Raw genomic sequence first — 17679 nt, forward strand, 5'->3', positions numbered from 1 at the left:
CAGCAGGTAGATAAATTAGCGCTATACTTCGGATACAATCTTTATCTAGTAATCCGCCATGCATTATCCTCGACTATTACTGGCTGTTTCGGCCGCCGGGCTGCTCGTATCCTTCCGACTTCCCCTCGATGAGTTTGCTCGCTTGGTGGAGCAGCAACTGGCGCGTTTTTATCAGGCCGCCGCTCCCGAAAAAGCCTATCTGCATTTTGATAAGGACAGTTATGCCGCGGGCGAAACCATCTGGTTTAAGGCGTATGTAGTGGATGCTGCCCGCCACCAGCCCGACAGCAGCCGGGCCGTGTATGTTGATTTAATTGGCCCTGATCAGCAGGTACTGGGGCATCAGGTACTGGCCCTGCAGAACGGGGGCGCCCCCGGCGACTTTGTGCTGCCCCCCGAGCTTCCGCAGGGCGGGTATACCGTGCGCGCCTACACTAGCTGGATGCGCAACACCCCGGAGTTTTTCTTTAGCCGCGTGCTGCCCGTATGGTCAGAAAACACTAGCCCTTCCCGCAGTGAAAACCCCGCCGGCAAGCCCGATGTGCAGTTTTTTCCGGAAGGCGGCCAGCTGGTGAATGGGGTGCCGAGCGTAGTAGGGTTTAAGGCCACGGGCCCAAATGGGCTGGGCTTGGCTATAACAGGAACGGTGCAGGATGCGCAAGGCAACGTAGTGGCCGAGCTCCGCAGCCAACACCTGGGTATGGGGCGCTTTGAACTGGTGCCCGCGGCCGACCAGCGCTACACGGCCCGCATCCGGCCAGGCAATGGCCCCGAGCTTACCTATGCGTTGCCTGCCGCTCAGCCTGCGGGCCTGGCGTTGCGCGTGCAGGACCTAGGCGATGCATATCAGCTCACGGTGCAGCGCCAAGCTAGGGCCACCGACGCGGCTGCGGAGCGCATCACGGTGGTGGCGCACGTGCGCGGCCGCATGGTGTACCTAGAGCAAACCGAGTTGCAAGGCCGTACGCCCTTCGCGCCAAAGATTCTGAAAAGTCAGTTTCCGGCCGGCATCATTCACTTCACCGTCTTCGATAGCCAACGGGCCGCACGGTGCGAGCGGCTGGCTTTTGCCGATACCGACCCCGGCGTGCGCCTCACCCTACAGCCCGATAAGGCCGTGTATTCGCCGCGAGAAAAAGTAACGGTGAAAGTAGCCGCTCAGGATGCTGCCGGGCGCCCCGTTGCCGCTGACTTTTCTCTTGCCGTTACCGAGGCGGCCCTGGCGGCTCCCACCGGCTACGAAACCGATATCCGGACCCACCTACTGCTGACCTCGGATTTGCGCGGCCATGTGGAGCAGCCGGCTTTCTATTTTACTAGCCCTACGCCGGCCACCAAGCAAGGCCTCGATGATTTACTGCTGACCCAAGGCTGGCGCCGGTTTGCCTGGCAGCCGCTGCTAGCAGGCCAGTTGGGCAACTTTCCGCATCCGCTGAAGCGTACGTTGAGCCTGCGCGGCAGGGTAGTGGGCTCGCGCCAAGAGCCATTGCCCGGCGTTACCGTTGAGCTTACTCGTTCCAAATCCGCCGCCCCGCAGCAAACCCTCACCGATGCCGAAGGCCGCTTTGTGTTCACCGGCTTTTCGGGCCTCGATACAGCGCTGGTTCGGTTGGAAGCCAAACCCACCCGTAAAGTGCGGCAGCCCCAACTCCTGCTCGATACTGATTACCCAGCCGTTTCGGAGGTAGCGCAGGCCCTGCAGCTCCCCATGCCGCCGGAAAACCGCGTGGCGCTGCTGGCCAGCGCTAGGAGTAGTGCCACCGCTGATCCTACCCCCAACGGGCGCAGTATTCTGCTCAGCAACGTAACCATAAAAGGAAGTAAAGCCGCGCTCAAGCCCGATAACCGGCGGATTTATGGGCGGGCAGATGCTGTTATCCAGACTAAAAATATTGCCGGCATCAGCACCTATCGGGATGTAGTGCAGGTGCTGCAGGGTCGGGTGGCGGGCCTGAGTGTGGTATCAAACCAGGGCTTTGTGCAGGTAACCATGCGCGGCAGTACATCGGTTTCGCAGATGCGGCTAGGCTCTGCTCCCAACCCCACTGGCTCCCGGATGCGCAACCCACCCCCTGATATTCCGCCTACCAAAAACACCACTGCGCCCTTGTTCCTGCTCGATGGGGTGCCCACCGATATCAACATGATTAACTCGGTGCCGGTCACGGATTTCGAAACCATTGAGGTGCTAAAGCCCAGCTCTGCCGCTATTTTCGGCGACCGGGCCGGGGCTGGCGCTATTGCGTTTTTCACGAAGTATGCTAACCCCAACTACAACCCGGCGGCTGACCAGCAGCCCACCCGCGAGCCGAACATGTACATGCCGCCCCGCTTTTATCAGGCCCGAAAGTTTTACGAGCCGGCGTACGGCACCAACCCAAGCGCCGCTGCTGCCGATAAGCGCGGAGCCACTATTTATTGGAATCCTACGGTGCATACGTCTGCCGCCGGTGTGGCCACCATTTCATTTTACACCGCTGAGAAAACCGGCGTCTTCCGTTTGCAGGCCGAAGGACTTTCGCCAGCCGGTACTCCCGGCCGGGGCACGGCCATGCTGACGGTGGAGAAAACAAAGTAAGCACCGCATGGCCACTTGCGCCCAGGAGCGGGAGTAGTAGACAGCCGTTATTTCAGACGGCGGTACGGAAAGTCGCTTGCTGACCGGCGAACCAGATCAGCGGCGAGCTTGGCCGGCTTGAGTGCCGCCGAACCCGTGCGGTCGTAATCGAAGCGCCAGGTTAGCTGCCCAGAGCGGCAGTCGTGTACCGTTAGGTTGGTGGTAGCCTGGCTGAAAGGAATACTGGAGGGCGAATCGGTGGCGAGCAAGGGCTCATTCAGAAGCAGGCGGGCCGCCAGGGCCAGCCCACCAGGCAGGGGTTGGTACAGGTCCGTCTGGCCCGAGAGAATGGCGTCAACCCCTAGCGCCTGCTGCAGCTCACTCATAGAGCGCTCCGGCAAATTGGCGTAGCTGATGCCCGCGGCCTGCAAGCGTCGGTTGGTTTCGGGCACGGGCTGGAGCTGCACCGTGTAGCCGGCCGCTGGTCGTTGTTTCTGCAGCTCCGCGTACAGCAATTGCTGTAGCTCGTAGGCCAGCGCTTGGCTTTCGGCCTGCTGCTGAGCCGTCCAGTCCTGTTGCACGCGCTGCTGAGTTGCTAGGGTGGTATCGGAGCCCAAGTACCGCAGGTCGCGCATCCGAAACCGGTCTTGGGTTACTTCAAAGGGCAGAATGGCAACCGTTCGGTGCGCCGTTAGGGCCGAGGCATCGAGGGTGCGGACCGCGTAATTACTAGGGGTGCAGGAGGCTGCCAGCCATCCGGCCAACAGCAAAAGCAAAACGCGCGACATACAAACAATAAGCTAAATCAAAAGTGAAAGTACACTAGCTCCACGCATTCGTAAAACAAGCACGGCTCCCTAGGCTCAATACACCAGCCAAGCCATTGCGCCGCAGCTTGACCCTGCACCTGGAGTTGCAAGCGCAAGTGTAGGCCACGTGGTAACGGAGGACGACAGCAGGATTAGGCGGAGCGCGGTTCAAGCACCTGTATCACCTAGTTGAACAGAGCGCCGCTAAAGCTGTAAGGTTGCTTGGGTGGCGCTGGGCAAGATGAATTTCTGGCTGGAGTAGGCTAAAACTTCTGAAATGCGCGTGCGAAGTGGTGTTCAGCAGCCCACCAGCCTCTGGCATATAGGTCTGGCAACAGGTGAAATTTACACACCTATCCTGCGTGAGTTAATCATAGAAAAATTATAAAATTTAAATATCGGCTTATTTGTCCGAAGTAGTTTCACGGGCTTGTTTAAGACACTATATGGTTTGTTAATAGTGAATTAGATATACAAGATGATTTATAAAAGACAAAATTTTATATAGGTAAAATACAGCTCGTCAGTAGCAACATGCCTGCCATGGAGGCGTAGAAAAAGCCCCATGAACACTACGCCAACTTCCGCTTCCGGGGCTCGTCTCCCTGACCCGACCCCAGCTGCCGGGGCAGTGGTTCTACCTGTTATTGAAGAGCAAGCCGTTGTTCGGCGTGAGGTAGTGGAAACGGGCCGTGTGTTCGTGACCAAAACCGTACAGCAACACGAGGAAACAGTACAGCTTGATCTGCTGCATGATGAGGTACAAGTAGAGCGCGTACCCGTCAATACATTCGTTCCGGATGGCGCCACGCTGCCCGGCGTACGCTACGAAGGCGACACCATGGTGATTCCGGTGGTGCGCGAAGTAGTAGTGAAACGAATGCTGGTGGTAGAAGAGCTGCACATCACCAAACACCAAGTCCCTACCCAGGAGAGTCATACGGTAGTGCTGCGCCAAGAGGTGGTGCAAGTAAACCGACAGGACCTTACCCCGCCTCCGGCCGCTCCGGCCACGTCTGACGCTCCTATTCTTTAATCTATCCATTCCTTCCATCCCCCTTTCCACCACACAATGAACCAGACAGTAGTAGGAATTTTCGAAACGGCTGCCCAGGCGCAGCAAGCTGCTCAGCAACTAGCCGCCGCCGGCTTCAGCACCGAACACGTAGATGTAGCTTCTTCCGGCGCCGCCGGAGCAAGCACTAGTAATAGCAATAGCAATTACCGCAACAGCAGCGGTACTGCCGTAGAGGGCGTAGCCGATGCCGCCGGCCGTACCGCCGAACATGCTGGCGACGGTATCAGCAATTTCTTCAGCAACCTGTTTGGCGGCGCTGACTCCGACGACGCCCGCCGGTACTCGCACGTAGCTCGCAACAGCGGCTCCGTGGTAACGGTGCACGCACATTCCGCTGAAAACGCCCACCGGGCCGCCGAAATTCTGGACCGAGCTGGCGCAGTTGACGTGGATGAGCGTGCTGGCCAAACCGGCTATCAGTCCGGCAACAACTATAATGCAGGTGCTACCGCAGCCGCTGGAACCGGCGCTACAGCGCAAGTAATTGAGGAAAACCTGCAGGTAGGCAAGCGCGTGGAGCAAACCGGTGGCGCCCGTTTGCGCAGCCGCATTGTGGAGCGTCCCGTTGAAGCCAGCGTGCGGTTGCGCGAAGAGCATGTAAACGTGGAGCGCCGCCCCGTTGACCGCCCCGCCACAGAAGCTGACTTTAACACCTTTAAAGAAGGCGAAATTGAGATTACAGAAAGCGCTGAGCGGGCCGTAGTGGCCAAAGAGGCCCGAGTAGTAGAAGAGGTTTCGTTGGGTAAAGAAGTAACCGAGCGCGAAGAGATAGTGCGAGATACCGTTCGGAAGACGGAAGTTGATGTGGAGCGCCTCGATGGCCGCACCGATGTAAACACCAACTCCGGCACGAACACCGACCCCAATTACAACCAACGCAATAGCTAAGCACAGCGTAGTATTGTAGCAAGAAAAGGCGCCCGGGCATTCCGGGCGCCTTTTTTATGTATGCGGGTATAGGTCATGCACGTCTCAGGCAGGTTCAGGCCTATATCACCCCTAGTAAAATATGCTGTGGTTACACATAGCCACTGGTAGTACTGCTCTGAAACGGTTTAAGCGCGGCGCAGGCCTAGTAATATTAGCCGACTGCAAAACCTAGGATACTGCGAGCTGCTGCCAAACAGAAAAGGCCACCTTACGAGTAAGGTGGCCTTTTCTGTGGAAAGGAACGGATGGAGCGGGTGAATTACTCCGGGCTACCGGAAGTGTCTTTCGACTTCATTTTCATCTTCTTGTCGCGCGGCTTTTTCATGTCCTTGGTGCGGCGCACTTTGCGGTCAGTGTCCATGGTAGAGGTACCGCTGGTGGTGCCGTCCATGGTGCTGCCGGAAGTGCCTACCGACGAGCCACTGGTAGTAGCCGTCTGACGGTCGCTGGCGGGCTGCGTGTTGCTGGCCGGAAGCGTACCCAAAGAGCCAGCAGGCTGCGCTGGAGGAGAAGACTGAGGGCTTACGCTACCGTTCACGGTAGGCGTGCTGCCCGAGGTAGTAGATTGAGCGGAAGCGGCAGTAGCACTTAAGGCAATAGCAGCGGCGAAAGCAAATACGATTTTCATAGCGTGGTGATGAATGAGAAATGGATAACGAAGCCAGTTGGCTGGCTGCTGTAGTCCTTACGGGCTCACTAAGTGTTGCGTTTACTAAAACACCCTTTTAGAAGTTATAAGATCATGGCATTGGGCAATGCAGTTTAACCTGGGCCGGCGCTTAGGCCTATTACGCAACCAAGCAAAAGCACCCAAAAAAGCACAGCTGAGAGAACCATTGCTGCGCTTCCCGGCCATCATGCGAAAATGCCGACCCCAATTCTTCTCTGGCTGTGCATGGCGGTCGGTGCAGTCTACTGGGCTGTGCAGCGCTGAGCAGATAGCGCCCGATTATTTAGCTGAAAACGGGACTCCTTGTACTTCTATGGCCTAGGTTAGGCAGCTTTCATCTACTGGTAGGGCAGCTTGGTACTCAGGGTACTAGGTGCAAAATTTGGTGAAAGCTCGACCATACACGGAGAATGCTGTTGTGTTAGGGTATTCATCACCTAACCAAACGATTATCCTTATGAAAAAGTCAGTTGTTTTGAGTATTGTGTTGGCCGGAGGCTTTTTCCTGTGTGCCACGGAGCAGAGCGCGGCGCAGTCCATGGGCGCCACTACGTCGGCTACTACCGCCGCCTCAACGGGCAAGGACTTGGCCGCCAGCGCTGGTTTGTCGTCGAACCACACTACCCTGCTGAAAGCCCTGCAAGCCGCTGGTCTGGCTGATCAAGCCAAAGGCGCCGCCCCGTACACCGTATTCGCGCCCGACAACGCCGCCTTCGCGAAGCTGCCCGCCGGCACGCTTACAACCTTGCTCAAGCCAGCCAACAAGAAACAGCTGGCCGGTCTGCTTTCTTACCACGTGGTAGCCGGCAATGTGATGGCCGCCGACCTGACCGATGGCCAGGTGATTAAAACCGTGCAGGGCGAAAGCCTGACGGTGAGCCTGGCAGGGGGCACCGTAAAAATCAAGGATGCCAAAGGCGGTACTGCCACCGTTACCCAGCCCGATATCAAAGCCACCAACGGGGTAGTGCACTCCATTGACACCGTTCTGATGCCTGCTAAGTAAGCTTAGAAAGTTTCTGTCAGCAAAAGGCCACCCAAACCGGGTGGCCTTTTTGCTGTACACAGTGCGGGAATTACCGCTGGTTGTTCCAGCATTGCGAAGTGCGCTTTGGCGAGAAGCCCCCTCCCGCCTGCGCGCTGCATAGCGCTGTGTTGTGCGGTTTCAGTTTCTGTTCAGGCAGACTTTTCGCTAGGTCCTTGCAAGAGAGCAAGCCTATTCATCGGTTGCCTGGTGCCCGCTGCTGAGTTGCGCAAGAGCAGTGTATAAAATCATAATTAGTTGTAATTTACTATATACCCTCTGGTCCGGCGCACCTCGCCGCTGGTACTCCCTGCCGCCTACCCCCGGTAGGCCCACTATACTGGCCTTACTGGCCTGCGTATCCTTTAAGTACAGCTTTGGTATATGTTAGTGGATGAAGTAAATACGCTGCCTTCGCTGAGTGTGCGAGGGCAGATCCTGCGGCCTCACGATGCGCAATATGACGCCGCCCGCCAGGTGTACAACGGCATGATCGACAAGCACCCGGCCCTGATTGTGCGGTGCGCCGATGTAGCCGACGTTATTGCGGCCGTCAATTATGCCCGTACGGAGCACCTGCTGCTTGCTATAAAGGGCGGCGGCCACAGTGGCGCCGGTCTGGGCATGTGCGATAATGGGATGGTCATCGATCTGAGCCTGATGCGGGGCATCCACATCGACCCCGAAGAGCGCACCGCAGTAGTGGAAGGTGGCTGCACCCTCGGCGATGTTGACCACGCCACGCATGCCTTCGGGTTGGCTCTACCGGGCGGCATTATCTCTACCACTGGGGTAGCCGGCCTTACCCTGGGCGGCGGCCTAGGTTACCTCACGCGCCACTACGGCCTCACCATTGATAGCCTGCTGGAGGCGGATGTAGTGCTGGCCGACGGTCGCTTTGTGAAAGCCTCGGCCACGCAAAACGCCGACCTGTTTTGGGCGCTGCGCGGCGGGGGCGGCAACTTTGGCGTGGTTACCTCCTTCCGGTTTCGGCTGCACCCCGTGAAAATGGTGCAGGGCGGCCCCATGCTGTGGCCGCTGGAAGAGGCGGCCTCCGTGCTGCGCTGGTTTGACCAGTTTATGCAAACGGCTCCCGAAAACATCAGCGGCTTTTTTGCTTTCCTGACGGTGCCGCCCGGGCCACCTTTCCCGGAGCACCTGCACTTGCGCAAAATGTGCGGCATCGTGTGGTGCTACAGCGGCCCCATGGCCCAGGCCGACGACGCTTTCCGGGCGGTGCGCGCCTTCCAGGCCCCGGCCCTCGATCTGGTAGGCCCCTTGCCTATGCCGGCGCTCCAGTCGATGTTTGATGGGCTGTACCCGCCCGGCCTGCAATGGTACTGGAAGGCCGATTTCATGAACGACGTGTCAGAAGAAGCCATTGCCCAGCATCATCGTTTTGCCGACTTGCTGCCGACCATGCACTGCGCCATGCACCTGTATCCCATCAATGGGGCAGCGGCGCGCATCGGCCGCAAGGAAACCGCCTGGAACTACCGCGACGCCCGCTATGCCATGGTGATTGTAGGCGTCGACCCGGACCCCGCCAACAAGGAGAAAATAATGGCCTGGGCCAAAGCCTACTGGGAAGCCCTGCACCCCTATTCGGCCGGCGGGGCCTATGTTAATTTCATGATGGACGAAGGCGACGAGCGGGTGCGCGCTACCTACGGCGCCAACTACACCCGCTTGGCCGCCATCAAAGCCCTATACGATCCGCATAACCTGTTTCGGGTAAACCAGAACATCCTGCCCGTCGAGCGGGAGCATATCTTCACCTGATCCTACCGCCCCTGCGCGCACTCGCCGCATAGCCCGCAAAAAAGCCCCGCCACTGTGTATGGCGGGGCTTTTTGGTGGCAGGCATATCGGTGCCAGAAGCGCGGTAACGTACCAAAGTGCCTCTTTAGAAACCTAGCCCGATAGTGAACCCGGAAACCGGACCGGAGAAGTCGCCTAGGCGCTGGGCCTGGCCCGTAGTGATATTGATGCGGTAAAGCCCAGTGCGGCCCGCTACGTCCAGCAGGGCGTATGCCTCGTTGCTGGTGCCCCCAATATCAAACCCGGTTGAAGCTTCGGCATTCACTCCCAGTGCGCCTACTTCTACCAGGGTGCCGTCGTTGGGCGGCATCTGACGAAACAGCTTGTCGCTGGCTACATCAATATCGTAAAGCGTAGTGGTGGCGGTGCCGGCCACGTTGTTGGCGTAGGCCGCTCCCGTAACCGCGGGCATGCCGGGATTGAGGTTGCCGTCCTTGAGAACCACCCCATCGGCGGGGTTGATGCGCAGATTCTGGCCCGTGTTGCTCACCACCCGAATACGGTCCACCACCGGGTTAAAATCGACCCCGAAGGAAGTACCCTGCAGCGGCATGCTGAGGGTAGCCACCAGCGCTGCCGCGCCCGAAGATGCATTCAGCGTAAACAAACGGCTGTTGCTGCTGACAGCATACAACTGCCCATTTACCGGCCGGAAATCAAGGCCAACTACGGTTTCGCCACTGCTCAGGCCCGTGATGGGTTTGGCAACGGATGTGCCGGGAGCGGTAGGGTTGAAGATCAGAAGCTGGCTAGCAGCACTAACCGCATAGGCTACCGGCTGCGTCGGAATGGCTAGGCCCGTGTATTGGCCGTCCTTATCGTACTTGGCCAGAATGCGGGCTGCTCCCGTGGTCAGGTCTACCTGGAAAAGGGTGGGCTTCTTATTGACTTCGAACAGGCCTAGCGCTAGGTCGGTGCCGGGTACGATATCGAAGCCGCCATTGCCGGTTACGTTAATCTTCAGGTCGCCTACTTCTACCAGCGTGCCATCGTTGGGCGGGGTTTGCTTGTAGAGCTTCTGAGTGGTCAGGTCGATATCGTAGAGAGTAGTAGTGGTGGCTCCGGCTACGTTGTTGGTGTAGGCGGCCCCAGCGAGGCGGGCTCCGCTCACCCCATTGATGGGGCCATCAACAGCGGCTACAGTGCCGGTCTCGGGGTTCAGGCGCAGGTTCTGCCCGGCGTCGGTTACTACCCGAATGCGGTCAACGGTGGGGTTGAAGTCGAAGCCGGCTACCGAGCCGGTGAGGGCAGGCGTGAAGGCCTGGGTGCCAATGGCGCGGGCGGCTCCCGTTTGCGGATTAATCACGTAGAGCCGGCTGCTACTGCCTAACCCGTATAGCTGGCCGGTGGCGGGGCGGAAGTCGATGGCCAGAATGGTCTCGCCGTTCTGTAGGCCTGTAATAGCTACCGAGCTGAGGGGCCGCTCCGGGTTTGTTCCCTCGAACGCGTCTAGCTGCAGCCCGCCCGCCAGAGCGTAGAAGCGAAAAGGCAACTGCGCCCGTTTCACGTCGCTGGTGCTGCTGCCCACAGGAGCCATGCTGGTATCATCGGTGGCTTTTTCGCAACCAACCAGGGCACAGAAAAGTCCGGCAGTAGCAAGGAGCTGGCCGAGGTAGAGCTTATTTTTCATTTTTAGGGGTTTAGGTAAAATAAATCCGTGACGAAAAAAGCTACGAAGTGGATTCGCCCCCGGATTGCGGGCCGCTGATAATGCTGGAATTTAGTTGGTTGTCTTCTCCGACGAGGTGGTTCCCATCCTTCCAAAGGGAACCGGAGTAGCACCCTAGGCCACCGACTGGCTCCAACTGAACTCTTGCTACCAGCGCCGGGAAGCATAGGGCGTTACCTTCGCCCAAAACTGCCCCGTATGATTACGCTAGCGCCCCTGCAACCCGAACACGTAACCCACTTCTACCGGTGGATTCAGGATCCGGAAGTCATCGAGTATTCGCTATCAGCATTCCAAACCATGACCACGGAAGCGCAGATTGACCCCTGGTTTGCCCGCACCCTGCACGACGACAGCAGCCTCAACCTGGGCATCTTCACCACCGACACGCACCAGCTGCTGGGCTACGCGGGCATCTCCGGCATTTCCCGGCTCAACCAATCGGGCGAGTACTTCATCCTGATCGGGGAGAAAGCTTATTGGGGCCGGGGCGTGGGCACTGAGGCTACCAAGCAGGTACTTACTAGGGGTTTTGCCGAGCTCAACCTCAACCGGATTATGCTCACGGTTTCAGAGCCGAACGTGGGTGGCGTGAAGGCGTATGCCAAAGCAGGGTTTGTAGTGGAAGGCCGTATGCGAGAAGCCTGCTTGCGAAACGGTCAGTTCCATGATAAACTCATCCTATCGGTCCTGAAAGCAGAGTGGCAGCAGTCGGTAGCCGGAGCATCCTCCATGGTGCCGCTCCTCCCGCAGTAGCAGGCTAGCACGCCGTACCTTCCCGCTGCTCCGGCCCCTAGGCCACCTGCTACCGCAAATCCTTCGAGGCCCGCTCCAGGCGCTGTGCCTCGGCCAGCGTGATGGGTCGGTACGGAATGCCCAGGCGCAGAGCGTTTTCTTCCACCGTAGAGTCGAAGCCGGCTTTTTTGCGGCGCTGGTTTACGAGGGCGGCATCCTCAATGGGCCAGATAAACGACACCTGCTCTGGGCGGCCAGTGCAGGCATTACGCACCAGGTAACCGCGGCCCTGGGTGCCGTAGCGCTGCGGTTTGCCCTGATAGGCCAAGTACCTGTCTAGCATGCGGGCATAGAGGGAATAAGGTACTTCGCCTAGCTCAGCCATGCGCCGAATAAGCGGCAGGTACTGCGGAATGCGCCCGGAGTGCTGAATCACGAGCAGCGCCACTTCGTTGGTGGGCGCGCCTACTAGCGTGCGGCCGGGGTAGCCGTAGCGGGCAATCAGCTCGGCCACGCGCCGGATATGCACCGAGTCCGTGGCAATCATCATCCAGTTCAAGCTTGCCACCGACTCGTAGCGGGGGCGGGTGCCACCCATCAGCAGTTGCCGGTAGTGCTGATCGGCTACATCCAGGCTATCCAGCTCCCGCTTCAGGCGCCGCTGCTGGCTGGTTTGCCCGGCCGCGGCCAAGGCCAGCAGGCAAACCGCACACACAACTACACAACGGATCAGAGGCATAAGACGGAAGTATAGGCCTGGCAAGATGGCAACTTTCTGTGGAAAACGGGGCTAGGCCATGCCATAAGGGTAGTGCGCAAAAAAGCCAATCCGGTACATGCGGAGCCGAAGTTGGGCGTTCTGGCCGGTTTTCCGGCTTGCGGTGAGGGGCCTTGAAGCAAAAGAATACCTAGTGAATATAGATTTAACAAAATATTAGCAGGTTTGCAGCGCGTTGTTCCTTTCCGCAAAGTCTCAGCGCATTTGCCCAAACTCTATCCCGCATCTTCCCTCATCCCTACTATGCTGCGTACGTACCGCTCTGTTTTACTAGCTAGTCTGCTGGCCTGTGCCGCCTGTGGCTCCTCCAATGAGGAAACAACTTCTGCCGAAATCACCTCTGAGGAAAATACCGAGGAAGTAGCTACCCAGGAGCAAGCCCCCGAAACTCCGGCCACCACCGCCGCAACCCCAGCCGCTGCCGACACCGAACCCCACCTAACGGCCGGCCCGAAAAAAGACGTGTACAGCGTAGGCGACGTAGCAGAGCTGGACTCGCTGCTCATCAAGGTAAATAGTGTAACCACTGCCCCCGAAACCGATTTCAAGGAAAAACCCAAGGCTGGCCACGAATACGTGGTAGTAAACGTGACCTGGGAAAACGGCACCACCAAGCTCCGCGACTTCTCGACCCTGATGAATACGATGGTGCTGGATGCCCAGGGCAAAGAAATCAAAGCGAAAGCCGCTGCCAGCTCCGAAGGCACCATGCAGCTAGACCGTAGCCGCGCCGCCGGCCACTCCGGCACCGGCCCCATCTTCTACGAAGTGCCAGCCAAGGCCAAAGGCCTGAAATGGGTATTCCGCACTATCAAAGGATCTGCCCTGGACATGGCCGAGAAAGGCCGTGTAGCCTTTGACCTCGGCCGCTAACCAGGTTGAACACTAGGCCGTAACCGAGCCTTTCTGCCAATATAGACCGTCATGCTGAGCGCAGTCGAAGCATCTCGCTTGCTGTTGTCATTGCCCAAGCCAAACTAACCGTCATGCTGAGCTTGTCGAAGCATCTCTCCCGCGGGCTAATCAACTGGCCTAGAACTGCTACGAAGCGGTAGAGATGCTTCGACAAGCTCAGCCTGACGGTCAGTTTTTTACTAGGCCAGTCGCTAGGCCACTTGCTCACTACTGGCGTACGGCTGCCATCAACCGGGACAGGGTTGCCGCCGAAGCAGTTGACGAGCTACGTATGCCGGCTAGGCCACCTATCAGTCCTGGGGTTTGGTGCCGGGCAGGCGGCTCTTGATCCATTTAATCTGGCCGTTGTGGTTCGACTCATGCTCACAGACGTGAAACCACTTGCAGTAATTGTTGGTGGGCCCCCAGAACCACTGCGCATCTATGGCCATCAGCCAAGCATCGTCGCGCTGTTGCAGCTCCCGCAGCGAGGTGGCCCGCACTTCCTGCAGGGTGCTGAGGTAGAAATCGAGGGAGTGGCCCCGGATGGTTTGGCGCGCTTCCGGGCCTAGCTTCATCGGGGTATCCCATTGCCGCTTGATGGCGCTGCTCCAAGAGTCCCACTTGCGACCCTCAAAAGTGTGCAGCTGGTAAAGTTTTTCGGTAGCGGCCAGGTGCAGCAGCATCGCGCCAATGGAGTTGGCCTGCGGGTCGTGGAGGTAGTCGAGTTGCTCCCTGCTGAGCCCCTGCACCGAGCTGTATACCACGGCCCGCATCCAGTCCAGCATCGAAACCAGGGTGCCCACCATCGGGGAATACCCCGGCCGCGGGCCCAATATATTCGGGCCGGTATCGGGTGGGGCCATGCTACATCCCAACTGGGGCACCAGCGCCAGACCCGTTAGGCCGGCCGTGGCGGCGGTAGCAGTTTTCAGGAAGCGCCGACGGGTGGGGTGGGAGATGTTCATGCGTCTTAACCGTATGCCCTGTTCGATTAAGCATACGCCAAGCACTGAAATAGTTACGTTGAGCTTGTGTAGTGGAAGGGCACAATAGATGGTAGTGCTGAAGTATAGAGTTAGTGAAATAAAAATAGGCGCTATTCCCAGGGGAATAGCGCCTATCCAAACTGAACATTACTTCTTACACCCCAACCTTCTCCTCACTCCCCAACTCACTCAAAATCCGTTGGGCGGCTTGCACGTTTTTCACGTCCTCGATGCTGATGACGAGTTGCTCCTTGCGCTCCTTCATGGAGGCCGAGCGGGGGTGGGTTTGCACGTAGCTGAGGATGTTGCCGAAGGTGGGGCCCTGGAAGTATCGCTCGTTGTTGGTGGCCGGAATGAAGCCTTTCAGCAGGTTCTTCTTCAGCGTGAGCTTCTCGAACCCGGCGTGGCAGGCCTGCCAGCGCAGGCGCACAATGTCGGCGAGCTGCTCCACCTCGGCGGGCAGCGGTCCGAAGCGGTCCACCATGCCATTGAGCACCTTGCGCAGCTCCTCGGCATTCTTGGCCCTATCCAGCTTGCTATACAGCTGCAACCGCTCCGATACGCTGGCCACGTAGCGGTCCGGTATCAGCACCTGCAAGTCGGTTTCAATGTTGCACTCCTTGGGGCCTGCGGCGCCGGCAGCTTCCTGCAGGCGCTGGGTGGTGTCGCCCAGGAATAGGTCGCGGAACTCGGTTTCCTTCAGCTCCGTCACGGCCTCGTCCAGAATCTGGTGGTAGGTCTCGAAGCCCAGGTCATTGATAAAGCCCGACTGCTCGCCGCCCAGCAGGTTGCCCGCCCCCCGAATGTCGAGGTCGCGCATGGCCACGTTGAAGCCCGCGCCCAGGTCCGAGAATTCCTCCAGGGTGCTCAGGCGCTTGCGGGCATCACTAGGCAGGCCCGCCACCGGGGGCGTGAGCAGGTAGCAGTAGGCCTTCTTGTTGGAGCGGCCTACGCGCCCGCGCATCTGGTGCAGGTCAGAGAGGCCGTGCATGTGGGCCCGGTTGATGAGGATGGTGTTGGCATTGGCAATGTCTAGGCCACTCTCGATGAGGGTGGTGGCCACCAGCACATCGTAGTCGCCGTCCACAAACTTCATCATGCGCTTTTCCAGCAGGTCGCCGTCCATCTGGCCGTGCACGTAGGTCACGCGGGCATCGGGCACTAGGCGCAGAATCATGTTGGCCTGCTCCTCAATGTCCTTCACGCGGTTGTGCACATAAAACACCTGTCCGCCGCGCTTCAGCTCGCGCGAAACGGCGTCGCGCACCAGCAGCTCATCAAACACGTGCAGCTCGGTTTGCACCGGCTGGCGGTTGGGTGGGGGCGTGGCAATCACGCTCAGGTCGCGGGCGCCCATCAGCGAGAAGTGCAGGGTGCGCGGAATAGGCGTGGCCGAGAGGGTGAGCGTATCTACGTTCACCTTGATTTCCTTGAGCTTGTCCTTGGTTTTCACCCCGAACTTCTGCTCCTCGTCAATGACCAACAGGCCTAGGTCCTTGAACTTTACATCCTTGTTAGTGAGGCGGTGCGTGCCAATGAGGATGTCGGTTTTGCCCTCGGCCACGCGGCCCAGGGTTTCCTTGATCTGCTTGGTGCTCTTGAAGCGGTTCACGTACTCCACCGTCACGGGCAGGTTGCTGAGCCGCTCCCGGAAAGTTTTATAGTGCTGCATGGCCAGAATGGTGGTGGGCACCAGAATGGCTACCTGCTTGCCATCGGCTACGGCCTTAAACGCTGCCCGAATGGCAACCTCCGTCTTACCGAAGCCCACGTCGCCGCACACAAGGCGGTCCATGGGGTGGGGCACCTCCATGTCGCGCTTCACGTCCTCGGTGGCCTTGGCCTGGTCAGGCGTGTCCTCGTAGATGAACGACGATTCCAGCTCAGCCTGCATAAAGGAGTCGTGGGCGAAGGCGTGGCCGGGCGCGGTTTTGCGCTTGGCGTACAGCCGGATCAGCTCGGCCGCAATGTCCTTCACCTTCTTCTTAACCGACTTCTTCTTGTTTTCCCACTCCGGCGAGCCCAGCTTGCTCATGGTAGGCGGGTTGCCCTCGGCCCCCGAGTACTTGGCAATCTTGTGCAGGGCATGGATGCTCACCGTCAGCACGTCGTCGTCGCGGTACACCAGCCGGATGGCCTCCTGCAGCCTGTCGTTGATTTCTACCTGCGTGAGGCCCGCGAAGCGCGCAATGCCGTAGTCCTGGTGCACCACGTAGTCGCCGGGCACCAGGGTGCGCAGCTCCTTCAGGGTCAGGGCCTTTTTCTTGGAGAACTTCCGGGTTTCCTGGGCCCGGTAAAAGCGCTCGAACAGCTGGTGGTCGGTGTACACCAGCAACTTCAGCGTCTCATCAATAAAGCCTTCGCGTAGGCCTATCAGCATGTGCTGAAACTGCACGTTGTTGTCCAGCTCATCGAAGATGGTGCGCAGGCGGTCGGCCTGGCGCACCTGCTCGGCGGCAATGATATTGGTGTAGCCCTTCTGCTGGTTGTCGTGCAGGTTCTTCACCAGGCGGTTGAAGTCCTTGTTGAAGCTCGGCTGGGGCTTGCTGTTGAACTGGAAGTCCTCGCCGGTCTTGTAGTAAAACCGCTTGCCAAACTCCACCACCGCAAAGCTCTCCAGCAGCTTCTTAAAGCTCTTGTTGGTCTCGAACAAATCCTCTGGCTTGCTGACTACCTGGGTGCCGCCCGCTACCTCCAGCAGCTCCTTAAAGCCCGCCTCGGCCCGGTCAAACGATTCCTCCACTACATCCAGGGCCTGGCGCAAATCCTTGGCCCAGATGGTGGTGTTCTTCGGAATGAAGTCGAGGAACGCTTCCCGCGTTTCCTGCAGCAGCTTGGTTTGCACGTTCGGGATGATGCTCACTTGCTGGCGCTTCTCCACCGACAGCTGGCTCTCCGGGTCAAACGTCCGCACGGTTTCCACCTCATCCCCGAACAACTCGATGCGGTAGGGCAGCTCGTTGGCGTAGCTGAAGATGTCCACGATGCCGCCGCGCACCGCAAACTGCCCCGGCTCATATACAAAGTCGGTCCGCTCGAAATCGTACTCCGCCAGCATGTCACTGATGAAGTTCACGTCGAGCTTGTCGCCCGTCTTCACCAGGAAGGTATTCGCTACCAGGCTTTTCTTGTTGATTACCTTCTCAAACAGCGCCTCGGGGTAGGTCACGATGAGGGCACCGGCAGTTTCCTTGGCGGTGGCCTTCGCGCGCTTCTTGCTCTTGGGTTGGCCTTCCGTTTCCGGCGTGGCGTCCTCCGCCTCGTCGTCGGCTTGCTCCGCGGTGGTTTTTGGCCCACGGTGAGAGTTGAGCTTGTTCAGCACCTCGGCCCGCATGAGCACGTTGGCGTTTTCCGTCTCATCAAAGGAGTAGGGGCGCTTGTAGGAGCTCGGGAACAGCAGCGGCTCCTCATCGGGCACTAGGTGCTGCAAATCGGCCAGAAAGTAGGCCGCCTCGTCCCGGTCGTGCAGAATAAACAGGTGGTGCTGATCGGGAAATTCCTGGTGTATGGCGGCAGCCAGCACCGCATCCTGCGAGCCTACCAACCCCTTTAGGTGCATGCGGGGGCTAGCAGCAACTGATTTATCGGCTGTGGCGGGCTTCAGGGAATGGCGCGTGGCCGGGTTCAGGCGGGCGCCGACGGTCATTACCGTCGGGTCCAGCGTGTAGAGCTTCAGTAAATCGGAAACCTTCAAAGCAAGTATCGGCTAGGGGAGGAGGCAAAGG

Annotated in this window: 13 protein-coding genes; 7 read left to right on the plus strand and 6 right to left on the minus strand. The window is 58.8% G+C overall.

Features of this window, described 5'->3' with window-relative positions; all coding sequences use genetic code 11:
* Nucleotides 1-58: 58 nt before the first annotated feature.
* Nucleotides 59-2578 (plus strand): MG2 domain-containing protein, encoded by a 2520-nt coding sequence (locus tag ACYVHC_RS10205; RefSeq protein ID WP_460613621.1) that lies wholly within the window; start codon nt 59-61, stop codon nt 2576-2578.
* Between the two features lie 47 nt (nt 2579-2625).
* Here the strand turns inward: ACYVHC_RS10205 and ACYVHC_RS10210 are convergent, their stop codons facing one another.
* The gene (locus ACYVHC_RS10210; protein WP_460613622.1) at nt 2626-3345 is read right to left on the minus strand and encodes a hypothetical protein; all 720 of its coding nucleotides are present in this window, start codon (nt 3343-3345) and stop codon (nt 2626-2628) included.
* A gap of 586 nt (nt 3346-3931) precedes the next feature.
* Between ACYVHC_RS10210 and ACYVHC_RS10215 the strand changes: the two genes are divergently transcribed.
* A complete protein-coding gene (locus ACYVHC_RS10215) occupies nt 3932-4402 on the plus strand; it encodes a YsnF/AvaK domain-containing protein (protein WP_460613623.1) in 471 nt (156 codons plus the stop codon).
* Between the two features lie 36 nt (nt 4403-4438).
* The gene (locus tag ACYVHC_RS10220) at nt 4439-5332 is read left to right on the plus strand and encodes a YsnF/AvaK domain-containing protein (protein ID WP_460613624.1); all 894 of its coding nucleotides are present in this window, start codon (nt 4439-4441) and stop codon (nt 5330-5332) included.
* A 301-nt stretch (nt 5333-5633) separates the two neighbouring features.
* Here the strand turns inward: ACYVHC_RS10220 and ACYVHC_RS10225 are convergent, their stop codons facing one another.
* Nucleotides 5634-6002: a hypothetical protein gene (locus ACYVHC_RS10225; RefSeq protein ID WP_460613625.1), complete on the minus strand. Its 369-nt coding sequence runs from the start codon at nt 6000-6002 to the stop codon at nt 5634-5636.
* A gap of 499 nt (nt 6003-6501) precedes the next feature.
* On the opposite strand from ACYVHC_RS10225, the gene ACYVHC_RS10230 reads away from it, so the two are divergent.
* Nucleotides 6502-7050, plus strand: a complete 549-nt coding sequence (locus tag ACYVHC_RS10230) for a fasciclin domain-containing protein (RefSeq protein WP_460613626.1) — start codon at nt 6502-6504, stop codon at nt 7048-7050.
* Nucleotides 7051-7452: 402 nt separating this feature from the next.
* The gene (locus ACYVHC_RS10235; protein WP_460613627.1) at nt 7453-8850 is read left to right on the plus strand and encodes an FAD-binding oxidoreductase; all 1398 of its coding nucleotides are present in this window, start codon (nt 7453-7455) and stop codon (nt 8848-8850) included.
* Nucleotides 8851-8974: 124 nt separating this feature from the next.
* Here ACYVHC_RS10235 and ACYVHC_RS10240 read toward each other — a convergent pair whose 3' ends face one another.
* Entirely contained in the window at nt 8975-10519 is a 1545-nt protein-coding gene (locus ACYVHC_RS10240; RefSeq protein ID WP_460613628.1) for a DUF4394 domain-containing protein, read from the minus strand.
* Nucleotides 10520-10756: 237 nt separating this feature from the next.
* Between ACYVHC_RS10240 and ACYVHC_RS10245 the strand changes: the two genes are divergently transcribed.
* Nucleotides 10757-11314 (plus strand): GNAT family N-acetyltransferase, encoded by a 558-nt coding sequence (locus ACYVHC_RS10245; RefSeq protein ID WP_460613629.1) that lies wholly within the window; start codon nt 10757-10759, stop codon nt 11312-11314.
* A gap of 49 nt (nt 11315-11363) precedes the next feature.
* Here ACYVHC_RS10245 and ACYVHC_RS10250 read toward each other — a convergent pair whose 3' ends face one another.
* A complete protein-coding gene (locus ACYVHC_RS10250; RefSeq protein ID WP_460613630.1) occupies nt 11364-12032 on the minus strand; it encodes a DUF6624 domain-containing protein in 669 nt (222 codons plus the stop codon).
* Nucleotides 12033-12314: 282 nt separating this feature from the next.
* Here ACYVHC_RS10250 and ACYVHC_RS10255 point away from each other — a divergent pair, with 282 nt between their 5' ends.
* Complete coding sequence (locus ACYVHC_RS10255; RefSeq protein ID WP_460613631.1) at nt 12315-12944, plus strand: DUF4352 domain-containing protein; 630 nt, start codon at nt 12315-12317, stop codon at nt 12942-12944.
* A gap of 332 nt (nt 12945-13276) precedes the next feature.
* Here ACYVHC_RS10255 and ACYVHC_RS10260 read toward each other — a convergent pair whose 3' ends face one another.
* Together ACYVHC_RS10260 and mfd are read right to left on the minus strand one after the other, a co-directional pair.
* Complete coding sequence (locus tag ACYVHC_RS10260) at nt 13277-13933, minus strand: DinB family protein (RefSeq protein ID WP_460613632.1); 657 nt, start codon at nt 13931-13933, stop codon at nt 13277-13279.
* A gap of 175 nt (nt 13934-14108) precedes the next feature.
* On the minus strand, nt 14109-17648 hold the full coding sequence (gene mfd / locus ACYVHC_RS10265) for a transcription-repair coupling factor (RefSeq protein ID WP_460613633.1): 3540 nt from the start codon (nt 17646-17648) through the stop codon (nt 14109-14111).
* Nucleotides 17649-17679: the final 31 nt, after the last annotated feature.

The organism is Hymenobacter seoulensis, assembly GCF_054780535.1.

What these genes read in the sequence shown, in the direction of transcription:
- ACYVHC_RS10245 (WP_460613629.1), top strand. Translation starts at nt 10,757, where the DNA reads ATGATTACGCTAGCGCCCCTGCAACCCGAACACGTAACCCACTTCTAC.
- ACYVHC_RS10220 (WP_460613624.1), top strand. Translation starts at nt 4,439, where the DNA reads ATGAACCAGACAGTAGTAGGAATTTTCGAAACGGCTGCCCAGGCGCAG.
- ACYVHC_RS10215 (WP_460613623.1), top strand. Translation starts at nt 3,932, where the DNA reads ATGAACACTACGCCAACTTCCGCTTCCGGGGCTCGTCTCCCTGACCCG.
- ACYVHC_RS10230 (WP_460613626.1), top strand. Translation starts at nt 6,502, where the DNA reads ATGAAAAAGTCAGTTGTTTTGAGTATTGTGTTGGCCGGAGGCTTTTTC.
- ACYVHC_RS10255 (WP_460613631.1), top strand. Translation starts at nt 12,315, where the DNA reads ATGCTGCGTACGTACCGCTCTGTTTTACTAGCTAGTCTGCTGGCCTGT.
- ACYVHC_RS10250 (WP_460613630.1), bottom strand. Translation starts at nt 12,032, where the DNA reads ATGCCTCTGATCCGTTGTGTAGTTGTGTGTGCGGTTTGCCTGCTGGCC.
- ACYVHC_RS10225 (WP_460613625.1), bottom strand. Translation starts at nt 6,002, where the DNA reads ATGAAAATCGTATTTGCTTTCGCCGCTGCTATTGCCTTAAGTGCTACT.
- ACYVHC_RS10235 (WP_460613627.1), top strand. Translation starts at nt 7,453, where the DNA reads ATGTTAGTGGATGAAGTAAATACGCTGCCTTCGCTGAGTGTGCGAGGG.
- ACYVHC_RS10210 (WP_460613622.1), bottom strand. Translation starts at nt 3,345, where the DNA reads ATGTCGCGCGTTTTGCTTTTGCTGTTGGCCGGATGGCTGGCAGCCTCC.
- ACYVHC_RS10240 (WP_460613628.1), bottom strand. Translation starts at nt 10,519, where the DNA reads ATGAAAAATAAGCTCTACCTCGGCCAGCTCCTTGCTACTGCCGGACTT.
- ACYVHC_RS10205 (WP_460613621.1), top strand. Translation starts at nt 59, where the DNA reads ATGCATTATCCTCGACTATTACTGGCTGTTTCGGCCGCCGGGCTGCTC.
- ACYVHC_RS10260 (WP_460613632.1), bottom strand. Translation starts at nt 13,933, where the DNA reads ATGAACATCTCCCACCCCACCCGTCGGCGCTTCCTGAAAACTGCTACC.